18 protein-coding genes and 1 pseudogene are annotated in these 23,743 nt (G+C 72.2%); 13 read left to right on the top strand and 6 right to left on the bottom strand.

Annotated features, from left to right (window positions below):
- Positions 1-13: 13 nt before the first annotated feature.
- The 6 genes from HNP84_RS49840 to HNP84_RS49865 all read left to right on the top strand — a co-directional run bounded on the left by HNP84_RS49840 (position 14) and on the right by HNP84_RS49865 (position 7,348).
- The gene (locus HNP84_RS49840) at positions 14-985 is read left to right on the top strand and encodes an aliphatic sulfonate ABC transporter substrate-binding protein (RefSeq protein ID WP_185057187.1); all 972 of its coding nucleotides are present in this window, start codon (positions 14-16) and stop codon (positions 983-985) included.
- Entirely contained in the window at positions 982-2,448 is a 1,467-nt protein-coding gene (locus tag HNP84_RS49845; protein ID WP_185057188.1) for a sulfatase family protein, read from the top strand. The genes HNP84_RS49840 and HNP84_RS49845 overlap by 4 nt, the downstream gene beginning before the upstream one ends.
- 32 nt (positions 2,449-2,480) lie before the next feature.
- Positions 2,481-4,775 (top strand): glycoside hydrolase family 43 protein, encoded by a 2,295-nt coding sequence (locus tag HNP84_RS49850; RefSeq protein ID WP_221337745.1) that lies wholly within the window; start codon positions 2,481-2,483, stop codon positions 4,773-4,775.
- A 134-nt stretch (positions 4,776-4,909) separates the two neighbouring features.
- Positions 4,910-5,494: an NADPH-dependent FMN reductase gene (locus tag HNP84_RS49855; protein WP_312927453.1), complete on the top strand. Its 585-nt coding sequence runs from the start codon at positions 4,910-4,912 to the stop codon at positions 5,492-5,494.
- Between the two features lie 19 nt (positions 5,495-5,513).
- Entirely contained in the window at positions 5,514-6,506 is a 993-nt protein-coding gene (locus HNP84_RS49860) for an ATP-binding cassette domain-containing protein (protein ID WP_185057190.1), read from the top strand.
- On the top strand, positions 6,503-7,348 hold the full coding sequence (locus HNP84_RS49865) for an ABC transporter permease (protein WP_185057191.1): 846 nt from the start codon (positions 6,503-6,505) through the stop codon (positions 7,346-7,348). The genes HNP84_RS49860 and HNP84_RS49865 overlap by 4 nt, the downstream gene beginning before the upstream one ends.
- A gap of 206 nt (positions 7,349-7,554) precedes the next feature.
- Here HNP84_RS49865 and HNP84_RS49870 read toward each other — a convergent pair whose 3' ends face one another.
- From HNP84_RS49870 to HNP84_RS55750, 3 genes and pseudogenes are all read right to left on the bottom strand, one after another.
- On the bottom strand, positions 7,555-10,464 hold the full coding sequence (locus tag HNP84_RS49870) for an ATP-binding protein (protein ID WP_345600098.1): 2,910 nt from the start codon (positions 10,462-10,464) through the stop codon (positions 7,555-7,557).
- Between the two features lie 804 nt (positions 10,465-11,268).
- Positions 11,269-11,616 (bottom strand): annotated as a pseudogene (locus HNP84_RS57015) (AAA family ATPase); the annotation flags it as partial.
- A 298-nt stretch (positions 11,617-11,914) separates the two neighbouring features.
- Positions 11,915-12,472 (bottom strand): pyridoxamine 5'-phosphate oxidase family protein, encoded by a 558-nt coding sequence (locus HNP84_RS55750; protein WP_185057192.1) that lies wholly within the window; start codon positions 12,470-12,472, stop codon positions 11,915-11,917.
- A gap of 121 nt (positions 12,473-12,593) precedes the next feature.
- On the opposite strand from HNP84_RS55750, the gene HNP84_RS49885 reads away from it, so the two are divergent.
- The 5 genes from HNP84_RS49885 to HNP84_RS49905 all read left to right on the top strand — a co-directional run bounded on the left by HNP84_RS49885 (position 12,594) and on the right by HNP84_RS49905 (position 17,109).
- Positions 12,594-13,217 carry an ArsR/SmtB family transcription factor gene (locus HNP84_RS49885; protein WP_185057193.1) on the top strand — a complete coding sequence of 208 codons (624 nt, stop codon included), beginning with the start codon at positions 12,594-12,596 and terminating at the stop codon, positions 13,215-13,217.
- Position 13,218: 1 nt separating this feature from the next.
- Complete coding sequence (locus HNP84_RS49890; RefSeq protein WP_185057194.1) at positions 13,219-13,968, top strand: SRPBCC family protein; 750 nt, start codon at positions 13,219-13,221, stop codon at positions 13,966-13,968.
- A gap of 248 nt (positions 13,969-14,216) precedes the next feature.
- On the top strand, positions 14,217-16,403 hold the full coding sequence (locus HNP84_RS49895) for an NACHT domain-containing protein (protein WP_185057195.1): 2,187 nt from the start codon (positions 14,217-14,219) through the stop codon (positions 16,401-16,403).
- Positions 16,404-16,444: 41 nt separating this feature from the next.
- Positions 16,445-16,837, top strand: coding sequence for an ArsR/SmtB family transcription factor (locus tag HNP84_RS49900; protein ID WP_185057196.1), 393 nt, complete (start codon positions 16,445-16,447; stop codon positions 16,835-16,837).
- A 5-nt stretch (positions 16,838-16,842) separates the two neighbouring features.
- Positions 16,843-17,109, top strand: a complete 267-nt coding sequence (locus tag HNP84_RS49905; protein WP_185057197.1) for a hypothetical protein — start codon at positions 16,843-16,845, stop codon at positions 17,107-17,109.
- A 21-nt stretch (positions 17,110-17,130) separates the two neighbouring features.
- Here the strand turns inward: HNP84_RS49905 and paaI are convergent, their stop codons facing one another.
- A complete protein-coding gene (paaI, locus tag HNP84_RS49910) occupies positions 17,131-17,499 on the bottom strand; it encodes a hydroxyphenylacetyl-CoA thioesterase PaaI (RefSeq protein ID WP_221337750.1) in 369 nt (122 codons plus the stop codon).
- Positions 17,500-17,623: 124 nt separating this feature from the next.
- Between paaI and paaZ the strand changes: the two genes are divergently transcribed.
- Positions 17,624-19,666, top strand: a complete 2,043-nt coding sequence (paaZ, locus tag HNP84_RS49915) for a phenylacetic acid degradation bifunctional protein PaaZ (RefSeq protein ID WP_185057199.1) — start codon at positions 17,624-17,626, stop codon at positions 19,664-19,666.
- On the opposite strand, the gene HNP84_RS49920 is transcribed toward paaZ, so the two are convergent.
- Complete coding sequence (locus HNP84_RS49920) at positions 19,667-21,088, bottom strand: dihydrolipoyl dehydrogenase family protein (RefSeq protein WP_185057200.1); 1,422 nt, start codon at positions 21,086-21,088, stop codon at positions 19,667-19,669. It abuts the gene before it with no gap.
- Positions 21,089-21,184: 96 nt separating this feature from the next.
- Positions 21,185-22,087, bottom strand: coding sequence for an amidohydrolase family protein (locus HNP84_RS49925; protein WP_185057208.1), 903 nt, complete (start codon positions 22,085-22,087; stop codon positions 21,185-21,187).
- 129 nt (positions 22,088-22,216) lie between these two features.
- Between HNP84_RS49925 and HNP84_RS49930 the strand changes: the two genes are divergently transcribed.
- Positions 22,217-23,059 (top strand): SRPBCC family protein, encoded by an 843-nt coding sequence (locus HNP84_RS49930; RefSeq protein ID WP_185057201.1) that lies wholly within the window; start codon positions 22,217-22,219, stop codon positions 23,057-23,059.
- The last annotated feature ends 684 nt before the right edge of the window (positions 23,060-23,743 follow it).

Genomic DNA, 23,743 nt, shown 5'->3' on the forward strand with positions numbered 1-23,743 from the left:
GGACGTCTCCGCCATGCGTGTGATTCGTCGCGCCCTCATGGCCGCCTCCGCGGTCACCATGCTCACACTGTCCGTGACCGCGTGCAGCGGCGACGACAGCACGACCGTCCGCTTCGGCTACATCAGCGACTACAACGGCGCGAGCCTGCTCGCCATCGCCGACAAGCAGGGGCTGTGGGAGAAGCAGGGGCTCACCCCCGAGGTGAAGGTGTTCACCAACGGCCCGCTGCAGATCCAGGCGCTCGGCGCGGGCGACCTCGACTTCGGCTACATCGGCCCCGGCGCGTTCTGGCTGCCCGCCTCCGGCAAGGCCAAGATCATCGCGATCAACACGCTCGCGTACGCCGACCGCGTCATCGCCCAGCCCGGCATCACCTCGATCCAGGGCCTGAAGGGCAAGAAGGTCGGCGTGCCCGAGGGCACCTCCGGCGACATGGTGCTCAACCTGGCGCTCAAGCAGGCCGGGATGACCGCCGACGACATCGAGAAGGTGCCGATGGACCCGGCCACGGTGGTGTCGGCGTTCGTGGCCGGGCAGATCGACGGCGCCGGCATCTGGTACCCATTGATCGACAACATCAAGGCCAAGGTGCCCGGCCTGGTGGAGATCGCCAGCACCAGGCAGTTCCCCGACAGCTCCTTCCCCACCGCGTTCGTCGGCGGCAACGAGGTGGACCCCGAGCTGACCAACAAGGTGATCAAGGTGCTGCAGGAGGCCAACGACTGGCGGGCCGCGCACCCCGACGAGGCCATCGCCGAGGCCGCGACCCTGCTCAAGCTGGACAAGGCCAAGGTCGCCGCCGACGCCGCGAACGTGCAGATCATGACGACCAAGGACCTGGTCGACAAGACCAAGGACGGCACCGTCGCCAAGTGGCTCAACAGCCTCGGCGACTTCTTCGTCGGGACCGGCCAGCTCAAGTCGCGCCCCGACCCCGCCACGTACTACACCGGCGACCTCTACACGAAGGCATTTGCTGGATGAACCTGCTGTTCCTGATGACCGACCAGCACCGCGTCGACACGCTCGGGTGCTACGGCAACCCGCACGTGGCCACGCCCAACCTGGACAGGCTGGCGGCCACGGGCACCCGCTTCGACCGGTTCTACACGCCGACGGCCATCTGCACCCCGGCGCGGGCCAGCCTGCTCACCGGCATGGCCCCGTTCCGGCACCGGCTGCTGGCCAACTACGAGCGGAACGTCGGCTATCTGGAGGATCTGCGGGAGGACGCGTTCACCTTCCCCCAGGCGCTGCGCGAGCGCGGCTACCAGCTCGGGCTGATCGGCAAGTGGCACGGCGGCACCCACCGCAACGCCGCCTCCTACGGGTTCGACGGGCCCGACCTGCCGGGCTGGCACAACCCGGTGGACCACCCCGACTACCTGGCCTACCTAAAGGAGCGCGGGCTGCCGCCGTACCGGATCTCCGACCTGATCCGGGGCACCACACCGAACGGCAACCCGGGCAACCTGCTGGCCGCGCGGCTGCACCAGCCGGTGGAGGCGACCTTCGAGCACTACCTCGCCACCCGGGCCATCGAGCACCTGGAGCGGTACGCCGCCGACGGCCGCCCGTTCTTCCTGGCCACCCACTTCTTCGGGCCGCACCTGCCGTACCTGCTGCCCGATGAGTACTTCGACCGCTACGACCCCGACCTGGTGGAGCTGCCGCCCTCGATCGCGGAGACCTTCGAGGGCAAGCCGCCGGTGCAGCGCAACTACAGCGCCCACTGGACCTTCGACACGATCCCCATCGAGGTCACCCGCAAGCTGATCGCGGTCTACTGGGGCTACGTGACGCTGATCGACGAGCAGATCGGCCGCATCCTGGCCAAGCTCGACGAGCTGGGGCTCACCGGCGAGACCTCGGTGTTCTTCACCGCCGACCACGGCGAGTTCACCGGGGCGCACCGCCTGCACGACAAGGGCCCGGCCATGTACGAGGACATCTACCGCATCCCCGGCATCGTCCGCATCCCAGGCGCGTCCCCGCAGGTCAGGCACGAGTTCGTCACCCTCACCGACTGCACGGCCACGATCCTGGACCTGGCCGGCTGCGACACCGCCCCCGCCGTGGACAGCCGCAGCCTGGTCCCGCTCGTGCGCGGCGAGCACCCCGAGTGGCCCGCGGAGCTGCTGGCGGAGTTCCACGGCCACCACTTCCCCTACCCGCAGCGGATGATCCGCGACGAGCGCTACAAGCTCGTGGTCAACCCCGAGTCGGTCAACGAGCTGTACGACCTGTTCGACGACCCGCACGAGCTGCACAACCGCTACCAGCACCCCGAGCTGCGCCCGGTGCGGCAGCGCCTCATGCGCCGCCTGTACGACCTGCTGCGCGAGCGCGGCGACAACTTCTACCACTGGATGACGCCCATGTACGACATCGGCGTCTCCGACTACGACCCCACCCTCAGCTCCTTCGAAACCGTGGAGGCGGAGTGACACGAACATCCCGAGTGACACGAACATCCGGAGTGACACGACCATTACGTCTGCTCGGCGCGGGCGCGCTGCTGCTCGGCGCGCTCGCGGCGGCCCCGCCCGCCGTGGCGGACGGCGGCGGCACGTACGCCAACCCCGTCACGGCCGGGGTGGTGGACACCTTCCCCGACCCGGTGACCATCCGCGGCAAGGACGGCTACTGGTACTCCTACGGCACCCAGAACCCGGTGTTCCAGTCCAAGGGCGAGGACGGTGAGCGCTGGCTGCCGATCCTGCGCTCGGCCGACCTGGTGACCTGGGAGTACGCGGGCGAGGTGTTCACCCCGGCCAACAAGCCGGCCTGGCACAACGGCTCGCGGCTGTGGGCCCCCGACGTGCGCTACTTCAACGACCGCTACTACGTCTACTACTCGGTTCCGGGCCGTGACACCGTCGGCCTGGCCACCGCGCCCACCCCGACCGGGCCGTGGACCGACGAGGGCGAGGTGCTGCCCCGGCCGAGCGGCTGCAACAGCGGCAACATCGACCAGGCCCAGTTCACCGACACCGACGGCACGCCCTACATGTACTGGGGCAGCTACGACGTGATCTGCGTCGCCAAGATGAACGCCGACCTGACCCGCATCCAGGGCCCCGTCACCGAGGTCGCCCGCGGGCGCCGGATGGAGGGCGGCTTCGTCGTCAAGCGCGACGGCTACTACTACCTGTTCTACTCCGACGCCGGCTGCTGCGACGGCGCGTACAGCGGCTACCAGGTCAAGGTGGGCCGGTCCACCAGCCCGCTCGGCCCGTTCACCGACGACGAGGGCGTGGACCTGATGGCGCTGACCAGCAAGGGCGCCATCGTCGCCGGGGCCACCGGCAACCGCTGGATCGGCCCTGGCCACAACGGGTTCGTCACCGACCTGTCCGGCCAGGACTGGCTGGTCTACCACGGCATCGCCTCCGACGACCCGGACCTCAAGCCGGCCTCGAACGGCACCCTCAGGCTGACCAAGCGGCCCATGCTGATCGACCGGCTCGACTGGATCGACGGCTGGCCGGTGCTGCGCGCCGGAGCCGGGCCGTCCGAGGGCGAGCAGCCCGCGCCGGTCACCACCCTGGCGGCGGGCGGCGCCTTCAACGACGGAACCCTCGGGCGCTGGCACGCCGAGGGCTCCGCGCGCGGCGGCTGGAGGCTCGCCGAGGACCAGACCACCCGCGGCCACGTGACCCACCCGGGCGGCGGCGGCACGGCGTACCTGGTGTCGGAGGGCAGGGCGCCGGCCGGCGTGCGGGCCGAGGCCGACCTGAAGGTGACCGCCGGCGCGGCCGGGCTCACCTTCGCCCACGTCAACGCGAACAACCACATCGTGGCCTGGCTGGACCGGGCGCGCGGCGCGCTGGTGACCGACGTGGTGATCGGCGGGAGGAGCCGCGGCGAGCAGGCCACCCCGCTGCCCGCCGGGTTCCGGTACGACACCTGGCACAACGTGACCGCCGAACTGCGCGGCACGCGCCTGTCGGTGCAGGTCAGCACGGACCGGATGCGTGACGCGGTGGCGATGCAGGAGCGCGAGGTGCCTCGGGCCGCGGCCCGGCGCGGCGCGGTCGGTGTGGCCGCCCGCGGCGGCGCGGTGGCCGCCGACAACGTAGGGGCCGCCGCCCTGTACACGCCGGTGACCGAGCGGGTGCCCGAGCCGACGGTCGGCCCGCTGCTGCCGGCGTACAGCGACGAGTTCGACGGCACCGGGCAGCCGGGCGCGCCCTGGACGTGGGTACGCGGCCCGGCCGCCGGCGCCACGCTGGCGGACGGCGCGCTGACCTGGCCCACCCAGAACGCCGAGCTCCACCTCGGCAACAACACGGCGTCGGTGCTGCTGCGCGACGCGCCGCCAGGCGACTTCACCGTCGAGACGAAGATCCACTTCGCGCCGACGCAGGGCAACCAGCAGGCCGGAATCCTGCTGTACGAGAACGACGACCGCTACTTCAAGATGGCGCACTCGGTGCTGCCGCTCTCGCGCGGCAACGGCGCGGTGCTCCAGATGAGCGAGTTCGGCAAGGAGGGCGAGCGGCCCACCACCACCCCGCCGACCGCGGTCGCCAACGCCCCCATGTTCGGCGGCCCGACCGCCGACACGATGTGGCTGCGCCTGTCGTACCACAAGGACGCCGCGAACAACGAGAACGAGGTCCGCGCCGCCACCAGCCGCGACGGCGAGCACTGGGTGCACAACGGCGTGTGGACCCTCCCCGCCAAGGGCCCGCTCAGGATCGGCCTCATCTCGATGAACCGGGCCGGCGCCGTGGCGAAGTTCGACTACGTCCGCACCTACCAGGACTGATCCCCGTCCCCGCGTGCCCCGTGCCGGATGTTCCCCGGCGCGGGGCACGCTTTTTCATGCCCGCTAGATCCGATCTAGCGGGCGCCCGCGCCGATCTCGCGCCTGTCGGGTGAGCGAGACGGGAGGAGGGCGACGTGGACGACCTGAACGGCACGCCTCCGCTGCGTGTGGCAGTGATCATGGGCAGCACCCGCGAAGGGCGCGTCTGCGACGCCGTCACCGGGTGGTTCGCCGAGGTCGCGCGGCGCCGGCGCGAGCTGGACGTCAGCGTGCTCGACCTCGCCGGATACGACTTCCCGGCCAGGTATCCGCGGCGGGTCACCGACGCCATGTGCGCCTTCACCGCCCAGATCGGGCGGGCGGAGGCGTTCGTGATCGTCTGTCCCGAGTACAACCGCAGCTTCCCCGCCCCGCTCAAGCAGGCGATCGACTACGGCTACGACGAGTGGCAGGCCAAGCCGGTCGGGTTCGTGGCCTACGGCGGCCGGTCGCGGGGCGTCTACGCGGTCGAGCAGCTCAGAAGCGTCTTCACCGAGCTGCACGCGATGACCGTACGCGACTTCGTCGGCCTCGACCTGTTCAACGGCGAGACCGACGACGCCTGCCGGCCGTGCGGCACCGACGACCAGATGCGCGCCGCCGCCGCCATGCTCGACCAGCTCACCTGGTGGGGGCTGGCCCTGCGCGCGGCCCGCTCCGCCCGGCCGTACGCCTCGTGACCCAGTTCAAGGAGCACACATGCGCAAGCGATCAACCGACCTGGCGATAGAGACATCGGGCCTGGTCAAGACCTTCGGCGACAACCGCGCCGTGGACGGGCTGGACCTGTCGGTCCCGGCCGGCACCGTGTACGGCGTGCTGGGCCCGAACGGCGCGGGCAAGACGACGGCCGTGCGGATGCTGGCCACACTGCTGCGCCCCGACGGCGGCGAGGCCCGGGTGTTCGGGCACGACGTGGTGCGCGAGGCCGACACCGTACGCGGGCTGGTCAGCCTGACCGGGCAGTACGCCTCGGTGGACGAGGACATGACCGGCATGGAGAACCTGATCCTGCTCGGCCGGCTGCTCGGGCACGCCAAACCGGCCGCGCGCGACCGGGCCGCCCAGTTGCTGGAGGCGTTCGGGCTCACCGAGGCCGCCGACCGGCAGGTGAAGAACTACTCCGGCGGCATGCGGCGGCGCATCGACATCGCCGCCAGCATCCTGAACACCCCCGAGCTGCTGTTCCTGGACGAGCCCACCACCGGCCTCGATCCGCGCAGCCGCAGCCAGGTGTGGGACATCGTCCGGATCGTGGTGGCCCACGGCACCACGGTGCTGCTCACCACGCAGTACCTCGACGAGGCCGACCGGCTCGCCGGGCGGATCGCGGTCATCGACCACGGGCGGCTCATCGCCGAGGGCACCCCCGGCGAGCTGAAGTCCTCGGTCGGCGCGGGCTCGGTGCACGTACGGCTGCGCGACCCGGCGCAGCGCCCCGAGGCCGAGCGCGTCCTGGCCAGGGAACTTCGCGCGCAGGTCTACCTGGAGGCCGACCCGGTCGCGCTGACCGTCCGCGTCAACGGCGAGGAGAGCGACCGGGCGGCGGCCGAGCAGGCGGCGCGCGCCCTGTCCGAGCTGGCCGCCTCCGGCATCGTCGTGGACGACTTCTCCCTCGGCCAGCCCAGCCTGGACGAGGTCTTCCTCGCCCTCACCGACCGTCCCGCGACCACCGAGGAGGCAGCGGCATGAGCAGCACCGCGACCGAGACCGGCACCACCTTCGCCCCCGCCGCCGACACGCTGGGCGCCGTGCTCATGCCCGGCGCCCGCCCGCCCCGGCCGAGCGCGTGGTCCGCGTCGGTGACGTTCGGCTGGCGGGCGATGTTGAAGATCAAGCACGTGCCCGATCAGCTCTTCGACGTCACCGCGTTTCCGATCATGATGACGCTGATGTTCACCTACCTGTTCGGCGGCGCACTGGCGGGCTCCACGACGGAGTACCTGCAGTTCCTGCTGCCCGGCATCATGGTGATGAGCGTCGTGCAGATCACCATGTACACCGGCGTGGCGGTGAAGACCGACATCGAGAAGGGGGTCTTCGACCGGTTCCGCACCCTGCCCATCTGGCGCCCCGCGCCCATGGTCGGCTACCTGCTGGGCGACCTGTTCCGCTACGCGATGGCCTCGGTGGTCATCCTGATCGTCGGCCTGGTGCTCGGCTTCCGCCCCGGCGGCGGCCCGGTGGGCGTGCTGGCCGGGATGGCGCTGCTGGTGGGCTTCTCGTTCGCGCTGTCGTGGGTCTGGACCATGTTCGGCCTGCTGCTGCGCTCGGAGAAGTCGGTGATGGGGATCAGCATGCTGGTGCTGTTCCCGCTCACCTTCCTCAGCAGCGTGTTCGTCGATCCGAGGACGATGCCGGGCTGGCTGGAGGCGTTCGTCAACGTCAACCCGATCACCCAGCTCGTCGACGCGGTGCGCGCCCTGATGGCCGGCACCACCGCCACCGGCGAGATCGCCTGGGTCCTCGCCTCCGGCGCGGTCTTCATCGTGGTCTTCGGCACCCTCACCATGCGCCTGTACAACCGCAAGTAGTACGCGGCAGTGGCCCGCGCCCGCCTCGCCGGGCGCGGGCCACTCGCGCGTTCCCGCGGGGCCGCGGCGGTGGCGCGGCCCCTTCGCGCGTTCCCGCGGGGCCGCAGCGGTGGCGCGGCCTCTTCGCGCGTTCCCGCAGGGCCGCGGCGGTGGCGCGGCCCCCTCGCGCGTTCACAGCCCGGGGCCGCGCGAACAGGCGCCCGCGGTCACAGCCGCCAGGGGATCGTCCGGTCGGGGTGGTAGGCGCAGGTGGAGCCGGTGGAGACCGTGGCGCGCAGGTGGGCGGCCAGGGCGGGGTGGACCTTGTCGAGCTTGCGCAGCGTGTCGCGGATGCGGGCGGTGACGGTCTTGCGGGCCCGTTCGGCCTCGTCGCCCAGCCGGCGGGCCCGGCCGCCCAGGCCCGCCGCGGCGCGCAGCTCGGCCAGCAGCGCTTCCCGCTCGCGGTCGTACGCCGCCGCGCGCGCGTCGTCGCCCAGTGCGGCGGCGCGGTCGATCTCCTCGTCCAGGCGGGCCAGATGGGCGCGGTAGCGGGCCTTGGCCTCCTCGTCGAGCACGTCGTCGCCCCCCATGCGCCGGGCGGCGACGACCACCTCGCCGCCCTCGGGGTCGAGCAGGCGCACGGCGGGCAGCTCGGTCGCCGGGCTGCCCAGCAGGGTGTGCAGGTCGCGCAGGCCCTTGGCGTCGGGCAGGTGGGCGGTGCGGCCGGCGTAGGTCAGCCGCCACACCGGGCCCTCACGGCGGAACTCCGGGGTGCTCGGCGCGGCGGGCTCGTGCGGGGCGGGCTCGTGCGGGGCGGCGGGCTCGTGCGGGGCCGGCGGGCGTACGCGGTCGCGGGCGCGGGCGGCGGCCTCGGGGATGTGCCGCATGCCCAGCTCGGCCGCCTCGCTCACGGCGCCGTCGAGGAGCGCGGCGGCGGCCTCGGCGTCGCCCGGCGCGGCGCGGGCGATCCGGGCCTGGGCGAGCAGGACCCGGGCCTCGACCGACCAGGGGCGCGAACGGAGCCGGTCGGCGGAGCGCCGGGCGGCGGTGGCGTGCTCGATCGCGGAATCCCAGCGCTCCTGGGCCGCCTCGACGACCCCCATCCAGTACGCCGCCGGCCCGCTGACGTCCCAGCCGTACATGGACACCAGCCAGTGACCGTTCTCCGCGAACGGCGCCAGGTCCGCGCGGGCCCGCTCGCACAGCCCGGGATCGGCGGTGGCCGCGGCGACCTCGGCCTGGAAGCGCAGCCACAGCGGGCGCAGCGAGGGGTCGCCGGGCACGCCCCGAACGGCCGCCTCGTCGAGCTGACTCAACGCGGGATCGGAGTCGCCGCGGCGCAGCGCCGTCAGCGCGGCCAGCACCGCCGGGCACGGGTGCTTGCTGCGCGACAGCCTGTCGAGCAGGTCGCCCGTCTCGTCGTGGCGGCCCTGGAGCATCAGCAGCGACCAGCGGTGGTGGTCGAGCATGTGGCCGAAGTGCTCGTGCTCCGGCGCGTGCTCGTCGCTCATCGCGACGACCTCGGTGAGCAGCTCCTCGGCGCGGGCGAAGTCGCCCTCGACACCGCAGATGATGCTCCCGTCGATGGCCGAGGACATGCCGATCCGCAGCAGGTCGCTGCGCTCGCCCAGCACGAGGTAGTCGCGGTACTGGTCCAGGTAGTGCGGGTCGCCCTGCTCCAGCAGCGCCACCCAGCGCAGCGCGGCGGCGAAGTACTCCAGCTCGGCGTCCGAGCCGCGCCGCGCGACCTCCATCAGCTCGCTGGTCAGCTCGGTCCGCTCGGCGGCGGTGCCGGGGCCGTAGATGCTGTCGTGGTAGGCCCACAGCCCGAACATCAGCGCCTCGTCGTCGCCCGAGCGCCGGGCCAGCTTGACGGCGTGCAGGGCGAGGTCGCGGACCAGGGTCTCGATGCTCGCCTCCCCGGGTTCGCCGGCCCCGATCAGCCGGGCGTGCGCCTCGCGCAGCAGCGCCTCGCCCTCGGCGCCGAAGGCGTAGCCGCCGTGCAGCGCCAGGGCGACCCGGGCCAGCAGCTCGGGGTCGTCGCGCTCGCGCGCCACCGTCATCGCCTCGCGAAGGTACCGCCGCCCCTCGGCGTGCTGCCCCATGTGATACAGGGACGTGCCCAGATCCAGGGCGATCACCACGCGCTTGCGCGGGTCGCCGGAGACGAGCGCGAGCGCCCGGCGCCGGTGCTCGGCGGCCTCGTCCATGGCCAGCCTCCCGGTGGCGTCGCGAGCGGCGGCCAGCAGCAGCTCGACGGCGCGGGCCGGCTCGACCCGATCGCCGGCGAGGTGGGCGTGCCCGGCGATATCCGCCGGGCGCATGTGCCGCTCGGCCAGATCGGGGGCGGCGTCCATCGCGTGCACGACCGCCGCGTGCCGGGCGCACAGCTCGGCGGCGTCGGCGGCCAGCGCGGAGTACAGGGTCTCGCGGACCAGATCGTGGGCGAACGCGAACACGCCCCCGCCCCCGGCCGTGACCAGCCGGGCCGCGACCGCCTGCTCCAGCAGCCGATCGACGTGCGCGACGGGCTCGGCGGCCACCGCCCCGAGCACCTGCCGATGGAACTCGCGACCGAGCACGGCGGCCGTGGTGAGCAGCTCGGCCACCGGCCGGGGCAGCAACGACAGCCGCCGGGCCAGCGTGTCGCGCACCCCCGGCGCGATGGCGGTCACCGGCCCGCCGCTACGCCACAGCCGCACCATCTCTTCCACGAAGAACGGATTGCCACCGGTACGCCGGTGCACCTCCGCCACCAGCTCCCCCGGCGGCTCCTGCCCCGCCGTACGCGCCATGAGCGCCCCGACCTCGTCACGGCCCAGCCCGGTGAGCGTGATCGTGGTCGCCCGCGCCACCAGCGGCAGCAGCAACGGCCGGAGCGGATGACCGGCCGGCTCGACCTCCGCGTCCCGATAGGTGCCCACCAGCAGCAGCCGCTCGAACCAGGTGTGCTGCGCGGCGAACTCCAGCAACCGCAACGAGGCCGGATCGGCCCAGTGCAGATCATCCAGCACGACCACCACCGGCCGCACCTGCGCCGCCGCCACCAACGCCCCGGTCACGGCGTCATAGAGCCGAAACGCCGCCGCCCCCGCCGCCTCCTCGGCCAGCGCTCCAGCCGAGGACACGGTGGGCACAGAGGACAGGGAGGGCGCAGAGGACGTGCTGGGCACGGAAGGCCCACCCGACCCGGAAGGCACAGGCGCAGACGACCCGACATATCCGGCAGTCCCGACCTGCGCGGACGGCACGGCCTGCGCGGACGGCACGGCCTGCGCGGACGGCACGGCCTGCGCAGATGGCGCGGCCTGCGCAGATGGCGCGGCCTGCGCAGATGGCGCGGCCTGCGCAGATGGCGCGGATAGAGGTGCTGTTGCTGAGGAAGCGGCCCCATCAGCGGACCCGGCCGACTCGGCGGGCGCACTCTCAGGGAGCGCGGGATTCGCGGGGAAGGCGGCGCTCCCGGAGAGGGCGGGGTTTGCAGAGAGGCCGGGGTTTCCGGGGACGGCGGGGTTACCGGGAAGCGCGGCGTTCCCGGGGAGCGCGGCGTTCCCGGGGAGCGCGGCCTGCCCGGAGGACGTAGCCGCCCCGGGGAGTGCGGCGGAGCCGGGGAGCTCGGCGTTTCCGGAAAATACGGCGTTTTCGGGGAGCCAGGCCAGTCCGGAGGACGTGGCCGTGCCGGGGAGCGTGGCGGAGCCGGGGAGCTCGGCGTTTCCAGAGAACGCAGCGTTTTCGGGGAGCCCGGCCAGCCCGGAGGACGTGGCCGTGCCGGGGAGCGTGGCGGAGCCGGGGAGCGTGGCGGAGCCAGGAAGGGGGGCGGAGCCAGGAAGGGGGGCGGAGCCAGGAAGGGGGGCGGAGCCAGGAAGGGGGGCGGAGCCAGGAAGGGGGGCGGAGCCGGGGAGCGCGGCGGAGCCGGGAAGGGGGGCGGGGGCGGGGCCGAAGGAGGCGGCCTCGCCGAGAAGGGCGCGCAGGCTGGAGCCGGCGGCGGTCTCGATCTCGGCCCACTCCTCGGCCGGCAGCGCGCGGCGCAGGGCCCGCACGACCTGCACCCAGGGCCAGTAGCCGGGCGCGCTGCCGGAATCCCAGCAGGTGCCGCTGAGCACCAGCGCCCCCAGCCGCCGGGCCTCGGCCACGGCGCTGCCGACCAGCGTGGTCTTGCCGATGCCTGCCTCGCCGGTGACCAGTACCAGGCCACCGTGGCTGGTGACGGCACGCTCGATCTCGGCACGCAGCATCGCGGCAGGGTGCTCCCTGCCGATCAGCCCGGTGCCGTTCCCGCTCGCAAGCATCGCGCCTACGACGGTACCGGGCGCCCCCGACAAATCCACACCCCAGCGGATCCGACCACCGACCCCCGGTACGCGCGCCGGGCAAGCAGCGCGCCGCGCGCGTACCGCTGCGGCCCGGCAGCCCAGGGAACCCAGCCCCGCTCGGCGAGCCGGCCGTCCTCCTCGGCCGCGATCGCGAGTCCGCCGCTCACCTCGTCCAGGCCGCCACCACCGCCGACCGGTGGGACGCCGCCCCCGCTGGGCCGCCGAGGTCCGGTCGCGGGCGACCACCTGGCCTTCCTCGTCGCCGGCGGACGGGTCAGAAGCGCCAGCGGGTTTGGCCGTATGCGCCGCCCTCCGGGCCGCCCTTGGCGAAGCCGAAGGCGGTGGTGGGGGTGACCTCGAACACCAGGGCCTCGGTGTCGTCCGGGCCGGTGAAGGTGCCGGTGCCGGTGCCGGTGCCGGTGACGGTGACGGTGACGGTGACGGTGAAGTGCCATTCGGGGCCGTACTTGGCCTCCCACTCCTGGGCTAGGGCCTGGAGCAGGCCGGTGTCGGTGACGCGGGTGGCGCGGCCCTCCACGACGATGTCCAGGCCGCGGTGCAGCGCGTTGACGCCGGTGGTGAGGGCGACGTTGGAGTTGTCGCGCAGGTTGAGCTCCTTGCGCTCGCCCCGGCCGGTGCAGAAGTAGAGCGCCTCGCCGTGCCACACGGCCAGCAGCGGGGTCACGTGCGGGCGGCCGTCGGGGCGTACGGTCGTGAGCCAGAACACCTCCGCACGCCGCAGCGCCTCGCGCGCCTCGGCCCAGTCGGTGGCGGTGGCGTGTGTGTCGCTGTACGCCGGGTTGAGCGTGGTCTCCGGTTGCTTGACTGCCATGTCGTCATCCTTTCCGGCTCGGTCCCTCGGTCACCGGAAGGTCGAAGCGGATCGCGGGTTCTCGACATCCGCCGAACCGACAATTCTTTTTGTCTTGACAGCCTCCTGGCATGGTTGAGCCATGTTCGAAGTGGCGGTGATCGAAGACCCGGCCGCGGCCGGTGTCTCGCTGGATCCGGTACGGGCCCGGCTGCTGGCCGAGCTCGCCGACCCGGCTTCGGCGACCACGCTGGCCGCCAAGCTCGGCCTTCCGCGGCAGAAGGTGAACCATCACCTCAAGACGCTGGAGCGGCACGGCCTGGTGGGGCTGGTCGAGGAGCGCAGGAAGGGCAACGTCACCGAGCGGGTGATGCGGGCACGCGCCGCCTCCTACGTCATCTCCCCCGTCGCGCTGGCGGCCGTGCAGCCCGACCCGGGGCGCGCGCCCGACCAGCTCTCGGCGCACTGGCTGCTCGCCCTGGCCGCGCGGCTGGTCCGCGAGGTGGGGCAGCTCGTGGCCGGCGCGGCGCACGAGCGCAAGCGGGTGGCGACGTTCGCGATCGACGTGGACGTACGGTTCGCGTCGGCCGCCGACCGGGCGGACTTCGCCCGGGAACTGGCGGCCACGGTCACCCGGCTCGTGGCGCGCTACCACGACGAGAACGCCCCCGGCGGGCGCCCGCACCGCGTCCTCGTCGCGATGCACCCGGGCGTCACCGGCAAAGACAGCACTGAAGACAACGACAACGACTCCAAGGAGCAGTGAAATGGCGCACGAGTTCGACCTCAGCTTCGAGACCACCGTCACCGCCACCCCCGAGCAGGTGTGGGACGCCATCGCCACCGGGCCGGGCGTGGACTCCTGGTTCATGGGCCGCTCTCAGTTCGAGCCTCGGGAGGGCGGCGTGACCCGGCAGGAGTTCATGGGCGAGACCAGCGAGGCCACGATCACCGCGTGGGAGCCGGGCAGGCGGCTGGCGTACCAGAGCGAGAAGAACCCCGACGGCACGTTCATGGCCTTCGAGTACCTCATCGAGGGGCGCGGCGGCGGCAGCACCGTGATCCGGCTGGTGCACAGCGGCGCCCTCGGCGACGACTGGGAGGCGGAGTACCACGCGCTGCGCGAGGGCGACGCGATGTACCTGCGCAAGCTGGCGGCGTACGTCACGCACTTCTCCGGCCGCAGCTCGCAGTACAACATCTTCCTGGTCGGCCCGCAGGTGCACGACCAGCCGCGGGCGTGGGGCGCGTTCGGCGCGGCGTTCGGCCTGACCGGCCCGGTCAGCGAGGGCGACAGGGCCCGCCTGTCGATCCCCGGCCTGCCCGAGACCGAGGGCGTGGTGGAGTTCGCGCTCAACGACAAGTTCCTCGGCGTACGCACGGCCGACGCGCTGCTCGTGTGCTTCCTCGGCTTCCAGGACACCGTGATCGTGCAGCAGCACAACTTCTCCGCCCAGCCGGAGGAGAAGGAGGCCGAGCAGGCCTGGCAGTCCTGGCTGGCCACCACCTTCGCCTGACGGCCGCCACGAGTACGCCGAGAGGGCCGGGCCCACCCCGGCCCTCTCGCTGCGCCCTTCCAGCCGGCGACAGGGCCATGGCGAGGCATGACGGGGGATGACGGGGCATGACGGGGCATGGCGGGCCATTGTGGGGCATGGCGCCGCTTGACCCTCGACTTGATCCCCGCCTGCATCTTTCCTGTTGATCAAGCTCGTTTTGGGGCGACCCGGTAACGGGCGGAGCGACACAGCCGCACGATGGTGTTATGGCAGGTCCGCGGAAGACCAGGTGGCGAAAGCGGCTCATGGCGGCGGGATGGCTGCTGTGGACCGCCGTGAACCTGGTGCTTCTGGCGAGTTTCTTCATCAAGGAGCTCGCCTGGGTCCAGGATTCGCTCCAGAAGATGACCATCGTCGCCAGTGTCAGCGGTCAGTGGCTGAGCTGGCAGTTGCGCAAACTGTGGCGGTCGTTGGGGCCCACCGTCGCTCCGTCACCCGACAAGGTCCGGCATGCCAAGGACGCCCTGGCCAGATCGGTCGCCGATCAGTGGCAGAACGAGGCGGCCATACGCGGCCTGAACGATCCCGAACCGGTTCCGATTCTCTGGCGAACGACCGGGCGCGGAGAACTGATGGACCATCCCTGCCTGATCGGGGACGGCGGGGAGCTCTCCGGCGGGAGCGATCAGATGGCGGACTTCATCGAGAGTTTCCGCGGGCTGCGCCGCTGCCGGTTGGTGATCCTGGGCGCACCGGGGACGGGGAAGTCCACCCTCGCCATACAGATGGTCCTGGAACTCCTGCGGACGCGCCGGGAGGACGACCCCGTCCCGGTGCTGGCGCCGGCGAGCCGCTGGGACGTTTGGGCTCACCCCCGGGTGCGGGACTGGCTGCCGGAGTTTCTCGCCACGGACTACCCAGGACTGCGCGAGGACGAGTTCGGCCCGGACATGCCCGACGCGCTGGCGGCCGGAGGCGAGGTGTTCCTCGTGCTCGACGGGCTGGACGAGCTTCCCGAGGACGCCCGCGGCCAGACCCTGGCGGCGCTGAACCGGTCGTTGGGCGAGCACGACAGGCTGATCCTCACCTGCCGCACCGCCGAGTTCGAGCAAGCCGTCCACGCCGCCGAAGACGTGCTCAGTGCGGCGACGGTCATCGAACCCCAGCCGATCACGCCCGAGACGGCGGTCCAGTATCTGCGCACCTGCCTGCCCCCGAGACCGCGGCACGACTGGACGGAGGTCTGGCTCGCCCTGTCCAAGAACACCGTCCCCTGCCTGACCGAACTCGTGTCCACACCACTGGGGCTCTGGCTGCTGCGCGCCGTCTACATCGCCGGCAAGCGCGATCCGGCCCCGCTGGTGCGCGACCCTCGGCTCCGGCAGATGGACGCGCTGCGGGCGCACCTGTACGAACGACTCATCCCGGCCGTCATCGAGACACGCCCGCCCGCGGACACCCCGGCCGGCCCCTTCCGGCCACACCGGGCATGGAATCCGGACGACGTACGGCGCTGGCTCTCCCATCTGGCCCTTCTCGCCCGCCGGTCCCGCGACCTCGCCTGGTGGCGGATCGCCGGCGCCTCCATCCGCCCGTGGCGGGTGCAGCTCGTGGTCGGGGCGGTCGCGGGCTCGCTGGGCTGGTTGCTGTTCCTCGCGGTGGTCTGGGGGCTGAGGGGCAACCTGCTATCGCAGAAGCTGCCTCCCATCGAAGCGGGCACCGCGGCCACGCTGCCCGTCGGGCTGACGATAGGGATCATGTCCGCCGTCCTCGCCAGAGACTGGCTGAAGGAACCGCCCGGCCGGGCCGAGTTCCGCCTTCGCCGGCGAACTCCCGCCGGCACTCAGCGCGTGCGACGCCAGATCAGGCAGGGTCTGCTGTTCGGCTTGCTGACGGGACTGGGCTTCGGGGTCATGGACATCCTGTTGCAGGAACTCCTGGCGGATTCCACCCCCGGCCGCTGGATCTGGACCCTCGCCTTGAACGGCTTCGTCTTCGCGATCTCCGGCGGGTTCGCCTTGGGGCTGATCGCGTGGACGGAACGCCCGGCGCCGACGAGAAGGGCCAGCAGTGCGATCTCCACCTACCGCGCCGACGAGAGACTCACCGTCGTCAAGGCGGGCGTCTGCGGACTCACGGCGGCGCTGGTGTTCGCCGTCATGATCGGGCTCATGGGGCTGGGGACCCCCTACCTCGGCCGGCTCGCCATCCTCGGGGCGGCGCAGGGTTTCGTCGTGGGGCTCATCGGCGGCCTCGTCACCGGCAGGCATCACGCCTGGCTGACCCTGGCGATCGCGGTCAACCTGCCGCCCGGAACCCGGCGGCTGCCGCGGCGGCTGATGCCCTTCCTGGAGGACGCCCACCGTCTCGGTCTGCTGCGTGCCGTCGGCCCGGTCTACCAGTTCCGCCACGCCGAGCTTCAGGACCACCTCGCGCTCTCCGGGCGCCGGTGACGCTATTTTAGATCCTGCTTATATAACTGTATCATGGTCACGTGCACGCCTTCGATGTCCTCGGTGATCCGGTGCGGCGCCGGATTCTGGAGTTGCTGGCCGACGGCGAACGGGCCGCCGGGGAGATCAGCGCGATCGTGCAGGAGGAGTTCGGGATCTCGCAGCCGGGGGTGTCGCAGCATCTGCGGGTGCTGCGCGACAACGGCTTCGCCACGGTGCGCGCGGTCGGCACGCGGCGGCTGTACGCCGTCGATCCCGCGCCGCTGCGCGAGGTGGACGCCTGGCTGGAGCGCTACCGGCACTTCTGGACGCAGCGGCTCGACGCGCTCGGCACCGAGATCGCGCGGGGCAGGCGCGAGCGGCGGCTGCGGCAGGAGCAAACCGCGACATCGGGCGAAGATGCGGACCGTCGTGGCCTGGGTACACGAGAATGACACCCTTGGCCGCCGACACGCATGAGGAGATCCCGGTGAGCGACGCGCACGACATCGACAATCTCGACCTCGCCGCCACCGCGCAGCAGATGGCCGACGACGCGCCCGCGGGGTCGCTCGACCAGGCCGCCGCCGCCTCGGTCGCGATCACCTGCGCCACGACCCGCGACATCGGCGACGCCCGTTCGGCGCTGGCCGGCATCACCCCGGACGACGTGCGCCAGAAGGCGATGGAGCTGTTCGAACGGCTCGCGAGCGGGGCCGGGGCGTAGCGTCCCGGTGCCGCCGAGCGGTCACGAGCCGATCGTCCGGCTGTGGCCGCGGAACTCCGCGACGACCTCGTCGCCGCGGCGTACGGTCACGTCGTAGACACCGCTGCGCCCGTACGTCGTACGCTCGGCCGCCTCGGCCACCAGCACGTCCCCCTCACGCACCGGCCGGACGAAGGTGATCTCGGCCCCGGCCGCCACGGTCACCGGCCCGCGGCTGTTGCACGCGCACGCGAACGTGGTGTCGGCCAGCAGGAACACGTAACCGCCGTGGCCGATCGCGTGGCCGTTGAGCATCGCCGCGGTGACCACCATGCGCGCGGCGGCGCGGCCGTCTCCGGCGTGCAGCAGCTCGATGCCGAGCGATCGGGACGCCACGTCGGCGTCGAACATCGCGTGGGCCGCGGTCGCCGCCTCCGTCACTTCGTCCTCCTGCCTCTGGACGCGTCCGCCGGATGGGAATATAACATAACTGAACGAATGGTTGGTAAGTAATTCCCATCGAGGAGGTCGCCTCATGACCCCGCTCAGCAGCTACGTCGGCGGTTCCTGGCACACCCCGCAAGACGAGGGCGCGCCGCTGCACGACGCGGTGACGGGTGAGGAGGTCGCGCGGATCTCCAGCACCGGGATCGACTTCGCCGCGGCCCTCGCCTACGGCCGCAGCACCGGCTCCCCCGCGCTGCGCGCGCTCTCCTTCCACCAGCGGGCCGCGCTGCTGAAGGCGCTCGCCTCCCACCTGCGCGAGCACCGCGAGGAGCTGTACGCCCTGTCGCTGCGCACCGGCGCCACGCTCGGCGACTCCAAGTTCGACGTGGACGGCGGCATCGGCGTGCTGTTCTCCTACGGCAGCAAGGGCCGCCGCGAGCTGCCCGGCGGCGCCGGCGCGGTCCTCCTCGACGGCCCGGCCGAGCCGCTGGGCAAGGGCGGCTCGTTCGCCGGCCGCCACCTGTACGCCCCGCTGCGCGGCGTCGCCGTGCAGATCAACGCCTTCAACTTCCCGGTGTGGGGCCCGCTGGAGAAGTTCGCGCCCGCGTTCCTGGCCGGGGTGCCCTCGCTGATCAAGCCGGCCAGCCAGACCGCGTACCTGACCGCGAAGCTGGTGGAGCTGATCATCGAGTCGGGCATCCTGCCCGAGGGCTCGCTGCAGTTCGTCTGCGGCGGCGTGGGCGACCTGTTCGAGCACCTGACCGAGCAGGACCTGGTGGCCTTCACCGGCTCCGCCTCCACCGCGCAGCGGCTGCGCACCCACCCGGTCGTCGCCGGGCGCTCGGTGCGGTTCAACGCCGAGGCCGACTCGCTGAACTGCTCGATCCTCGGCCCCGACGCGCAGCCCGGCAGCGCCGAGTTCGACCTGTTCGTCAAGCAGCTCGTCACCGAGATGACGGTCAAGGCCGGGCAGAAGTGCACCGCGATCCGGCGCGCGTTCGTACCGGAGGGGCTGCTCGGCGCGGTCGCGGAGGCCGCGGCCGAGCGGCTGGCCAAGGTCACCGTGGGCAACCCGGCCGACCCGTCGGTGCGGATGGGCGCGCTGGCCGGGCTCGCGCAGCGCGAGGAGGTCAGGCGCTCGCTGAAGGCCCTGCTGGCGGCGGGCACGCCGGTCTTCGGCGACCCCGACCGGGTCGAGGTGGTCGGCGCCGACGCCGAGCGCGGGGCGTTCATGTCGCCGATCCTGATCCGGGTGGACGACCCCGAGCGGGCCGAGCCGCACGAGGTCGAGGCGTTCGGGCCGGTCAGCACGCTGATGCCGTACTCGTCGGCGGAGCAGGTGATCGAGCTGGCCGCCCGCGGGCAGGGCAGCCTGGTCGGCTCCGTGGTGACCGGCGACCCGGCCTTCGCCCGCGAGGTCGTGCTCGGGGTCGCGCCCTGGCACGGGCGGCTGCTGGTGCTGGACGCCGAGGCGGCCAAGGAGTCCACCGGGCACGGCTCGCCGCTGCCGATGCTGGTGCACGGCGGTCCCGGGCGCGCCGGGGGCGGCGAGGAGCTGGGCGGCATCCGCAGCGTGACCCACTACATGCAGCGGACGGCCGTACAGGGGAGCCCCGACATGCTCACCGCGATCACCGGCCAGTGGACGCCCGGCGCCGCGCGCGACACCGGCGACGTGCACCCGTTCCGCAAGCACCTGGAGGACCTGCGGCCGGGCGACACCGTGGTGGCCGGGCCGCGCACGGTCACGCTGGAGGACATCGAGCACTTCGCCGAGTTCACCGGCGACACCTTCTACGCCCACATGGACGAGGAGGCGGCCAAGGCCAACCCGTTCTTCGACGGCCGGGTGGCCCACGGCTACCTGGTGGTCTCGCTGGCGGCGGGCCTGTTCGTGCAGCCCGACCCGGGCCCGGTGCTGGCCAACTACGGCCTGGAGAACCTGCGCTTCCTCACGCCGGTCTACCCGGGCGACGAGCTGACCGTCACGCTCACGGCCAAGCACATCGACCCGCGCGACGCCGCCGCGTACGGCGAGGTCAGGTGGGACGCCGACGTGACCAAGCAGGACGGCTCGTCGGTGGCCAAGTACGACGTCCTCACCCTCGTCGCCAAGCGCGAGGCCGCCTGATCACAGCCCGTACGCCTCCAGCAGGCGCAGCCAGACCTCGCTGACCGTCGGGAACGACGGGACGGCGTGCCACAGGTCGTCCAGGGTGACCCCGGCGGTGACGGCGATGGTGGCCGCGTGCAGCAGCTCGGCGGTGCCGGGACCGACGAAGGTCACCCCGACCAGCACCCGCCGGTCCTGGTCCACCACCGCCTTGGCGCGGCCCTTGTAGCCGTCGCCGAGCAGGTAGGCGCCCGAGACGTTGCCGATCTCGTACTCCACCGCGCGGACGTTGATCCCGTCCGCGCGGGCCTGCGCCTCGGTGCGGCCCACGGCGCACACCTGCGGGTCGGTGAAGATCACCTGGGGCGCGCCGAGGGCGTCGGCCCGGTCGCGCATGGAGGGCAGGTCGTCCTGCTTGCCGCGGGCGCGGGCCGCGATCACGTCGCCGCACAGCCGGGCCTGGTACTTGCCCATGTGGGTGAGCAGCGCGCGGCCGTTGGCGTCGCCCACGGCGTACAGCCAGCCCTCGGGGACGGCGGTGGCGCGCATGCTGTCGTCCACCCGGATCGGGCCCGAGCCGTCCAGGCCGATCGTCTCCAGCCCGATATCGGCGGTCGTGGCGCGGCGTCCGGCCGCGACCAGGATCTCGTCGGCGACCAGGGTGGTGCCGTCGTCGAGGTGCACGGTGACCTCGCCGCCCGGCTCCGGGCGCTCGACGCGCTCGGCGTTGCGGCCCATCAGGATCGTCACGCCGCGCTCGCGCAGCGACTCGGCGACCATCTCGCCCGCGAACGGCTCGACCCGGCCGAGCAGGCCGCCGCCGCGCACCAGCATGGTCACCTCGCTCGCGCCGAGGCCGCGTACGGCCTGCGCCATCTCGCAGGCCACCACGCCGCCGCCGATGACCACGAGCCGGTCGGGCACCCGCTTCATCCCGGTGACCTCGCGGTTGGTCCATGGCTCGGCCTCGGCCAGGCCGGGGACCGGTGGGATCACCGGGACGCTGCCGGTGGCGACCACGACCGCGTGCTCGGCCCGCAGCGTACGCGTGCCGCCCCCGGGGGTGCTCACCTCGACCGTCCGCGGCCCGGCCAGGCGGCCGGTGCCGCGCACGAAGGTGGCCCCGGTCGAGTCGATCCAGCCGACCTGGCCGGAGTCGTCGTAGCCGGAGACCATGTAGTCGCGCCAGCCCAGCACGGCATCGGCGTCGATGGGCCCGGCGGTCAGGCCGGGCACCCGGCTCACCTCGCCCGCGAGGTCCACCGAGCGCAGCAGGGCCTTGCTCGGGACGCACGCCCAGTAGGAGCACTCGCCCCCCGCCAGCTCGCGCTCGACCACGGCCACGCTCAGGCCGCCGCGCTGGGCGCGATCGACCACGTTCTCCCCTACGGGACCGGCCCCGAGCACGATCACGTCGAACTGCTCTGGCGTCTCCGGCATCGCGGATCACCCTCCCCCTCGTCGCGGGCTGTCTCCGATGGCCAGCATGCCCGCTTCCCGAGCCCGCGGCCACCCTTCCCGGTACGCGGGGCGCGATCAGCCGAGCTGCAGCAGGCGGGCCGCGTTGTGCTTGAAGATCCCCGGCTTGACCTCGTCCCTGATCTCGGTCTTCTCCAGGTCGGCCATCCAGCGCTCCGGGGTGAGCATCGGGAAGTCGGTCCCGAAGAGCATCTTGTCCTTCAGCAGCGTGTTGGCGTACTGGACGAGCAGCGGCGGGAAGTACTTCGGCGACCAGCCGGACAGGTCGATGTAGACCTGCGGCTTGTGCAGGGCCACGGCCAGCGCCTCCTCCTGCCAGGGGAAGGAGGGGTGGGCCAGCACGATCGGCATGTCGGGGAAGTCCACGGCCACGTCGTCGAGGTACATCGGGTTGGAGTACTTCAGCCTGACTCCGCCGCCGCCCCGCAGCCCGGAGCCGACGCCGGTCTGACCGGTGTGGAACAGCGCGGGCACACCGTGCTCGGCCAGCACCTCGTACAGCGGGTACGCCGCCCGGTCGTTGGGGTAGAAGCCCTGGAGACTGGGGTGGAACTTGAACCCGGCGATCCCGTGCTCCTCGATCAGGCGCCGGGCCAGGTGCACGCCGGCCCGGCCGCGCGCGGGATCGACGCTGGCGAAGGGGATCACCACGTCGGCGTTGCGCGCCGCCACCTCCGCGATCTCCTCGCCGCTGGGCACCGGGTCATGCCCGGTGGCGGCGTAGGTGTCCACGGTGAAGACCACGGCCATCATCGAGCGCTCGCGGTAGTAGGCGGCGAGCTGCTCGACGTCGTACGCGCGGGCGTCGGCCTTGAAGTAGGAGGCCATCGCGGCCAGGTCCTCCGCGCCGCTGCCGGCGCCGGAGACCGAACGGTGGACGTGGGTGTGAAAGTCGATCGCGACGATCGCGTCGAGGTCGGCGCCCTGCGGGCCCGCCCCCCGTTCCTTGCTGGGCCCCATCGACACGCACGCGCTCCTCTCGCCTGATCCGGCACTCACGCTAGGCATCCGACTGTTGCGCGTCAATCACAAGCGTCCAGAGTCTACATACCGTTGCACGCATATACGGGAATGGTTATATTACCCGGTATGAAGGAAAGCCTCGGCATTGTAGACGGCCGCCCGGCGCTCCGGATGGAGCGCACGCTCAAGCACCCGCCCGAGAAGGTCTGGCGGGCCATCACCGAGCCCGCCGAGCTGAGCAGGTGGTACCCGCTCCAGGTCGCCGCGATGGACCTGCACGTCGGCGGCACGATCCGCTTCGACGACGGCCAGGGCACCATGGTGGACGCCGTCATCACCGAACTCGACCCGCCGCACGTCTTCGCCTTCAGCGAGCGCGCGCCGGAGTCGATGCAGCGCGAGAGCGAGGACCTGGTCCACTTCGAGCTCCGCCCCGACCCGGCCGGCTGCCTGCTCATCTTCACCCACGTCTTCGACGACCGGTACGGCGCGGCGAGCTACGGCAGCGGCTGGCACACCTGCCTGGCCGTACTGGAGGCGGCACTCGACGGCCGCGAGGCCGAACTGCCCGGCCCGCAGGAGACCTTCGACCTGCACGAGTCCTACATCAAGAAGTTCGCCCTGGACGAAGGCACGATCTCCGTCTCAGGGGAGACCCGGACGATCCGCTACGAACGCCAGATCATGATGCGCCCCGTGGACGCCGTGTGGACCGCGCTCACGGAGGGCGGCGCCTCGTACCTCCCCGAGGCCGTACCACCAGGCAAGGTGACGGAAGAACGGGCACCGGAGCTGCTGGCGTACGAGTGGCTGCACGACGGCGAACCGGCGGGCACGGTCCGCTGGGAACTGAGCAACGGCCCCGGCGGCGCCCGCATAGTGCTCACCCAAACCGTCCCGGCCTCCCTCCCCACCCCCCTGCCCACCTGGCGCAACCACATAGAAACCCTGGTCAGCACCCTCCGCTGACGCCGGCCCACCCAGGGGCGCGCGTCCCGCGCGCCAAAGGCCCTCGCTCCGCTCGGACGTCCTTTTCTAGGTCGGGCTGACGCCCGACGCTAGCGCCCACACCGCCCACCCGTTACCCGATCACCCAGTTGCCCGCCTGGCGCCCACCCATGGCGGGCGCCATGGGGGCCGACCCGGCGTACGGAGGAGCAGGAGTGGACCAAGAGCCGGGGAGGACGCCCTCCAGTACGCGGGAAACGGAAACGACAGACCGCCACACGCCCGAGTCGCCCTCAGGGCGCCTCTGGCGGCATGCCACCTTGGCCGCCCGTGGCTTTCTCCAGCCCCGGTGGAACAGGCGGACGCGCTCGCCAGCGGCGACAGTGACGGGTCCGGCGAGGGTGAGGGTCGGGACGGGTGCCGGTAAGCAGCCGCAAGCCCAGGCAACGCCGACGCATGACCATCTCCCTTCCCCTCCTCTCGCGCCCGGCCTCATCGCCGCCTCCGACGCGTCCTCCACAAGGTCCATGCCGCAAGACCAGCGAAAACCCCTACGGCAGTCATCAACATCGACGGCAACTCGTCGATCAGAAACGGCCACAAGCCCATGCGAGCAATTGTCAAATCCTGTGGATCATGGGTGGCTCAGGTCGAACGTAGCCATTCGTTGAGGATCGCGAAGTCTGCGTTGGTGAGTCCTCGGGA

The sequence above is a fragment of the Thermocatellispora tengchongensis genome, assembly GCF_014202315.1.
Lineage (GTDB): Bacteria > Actinomycetota > Actinomycetes > Streptosporangiales > Streptosporangiaceae > Thermocatellispora > Thermocatellispora tengchongensis.

Excerpts from the sequence above, each read along its gene's own strand:
- HNP84_RS49840 (WP_185057187.1), top strand. The coding sequence starts at position 14 with ATGCGTGTGATTCGTCGCGCCCTCATGGCCGCCTCCGCGGTCACCATG.
- HNP84_RS49845 (WP_185057188.1), top strand. The coding sequence starts at position 982 with ATGAACCTGCTGTTCCTGATGACCGACCAGCACCGCGTCGACACGCTC.
- HNP84_RS49860 (WP_185057190.1), top strand. The coding sequence starts at position 5,514 with ATGCGCAAGCGATCAACCGACCTGGCGATAGAGACATCGGGCCTGGTC.
- HNP84_RS49865 (WP_185057191.1), top strand. The coding sequence starts at position 6,503 with ATGAGCAGCACCGCGACCGAGACCGGCACCACCTTCGCCCCCGCCGCC.
- HNP84_RS55750 (WP_185057192.1), bottom strand. The coding sequence starts at position 12,472 with ATGGCAGTCAAGCAACCGGAGACCACGCTCAACCCGGCGTACAGCGAC.
- HNP84_RS49885 (WP_185057193.1), top strand. The coding sequence starts at position 12,594 with ATGTTCGAAGTGGCGGTGATCGAAGACCCGGCCGCGGCCGGTGTCTCG.
- HNP84_RS49890 (WP_185057194.1), top strand. The coding sequence starts at position 13,219 with ATGGCGCACGAGTTCGACCTCAGCTTCGAGACCACCGTCACCGCCACC.
- HNP84_RS49895 (WP_185057195.1), top strand. The coding sequence starts at position 14,217 with ATGGCAGGTCCGCGGAAGACCAGGTGGCGAAAGCGGCTCATGGCGGCG.
- paaI (WP_221337750.1), bottom strand. The coding sequence starts at position 17,499 with ATGTTCGACGCCGACGTGGCGTCCCGATCGCTCGGCATCGAGCTGCTG.
- paaZ (WP_185057199.1), top strand. The coding sequence starts at position 17,624 with ATGACCCCGCTCAGCAGCTACGTCGGCGGTTCCTGGCACACCCCGCAA.
- HNP84_RS49920 (WP_185057200.1), bottom strand. The coding sequence starts at position 21,088 with ATGCCGGAGACGCCAGAGCAGTTCGACGTGATCGTGCTCGGGGCCGGT.
- HNP84_RS49925 (WP_185057208.1), bottom strand. The coding sequence starts at position 22,087 with ATGGGGCCCAGCAAGGAACGGGGGGCGGGCCCGCAGGGCGCCGACCTC.
- HNP84_RS49930 (WP_185057201.1), top strand. The coding sequence starts at position 22,217 with ATGAAGGAAAGCCTCGGCATTGTAGACGGCCGCCCGGCGCTCCGGATG.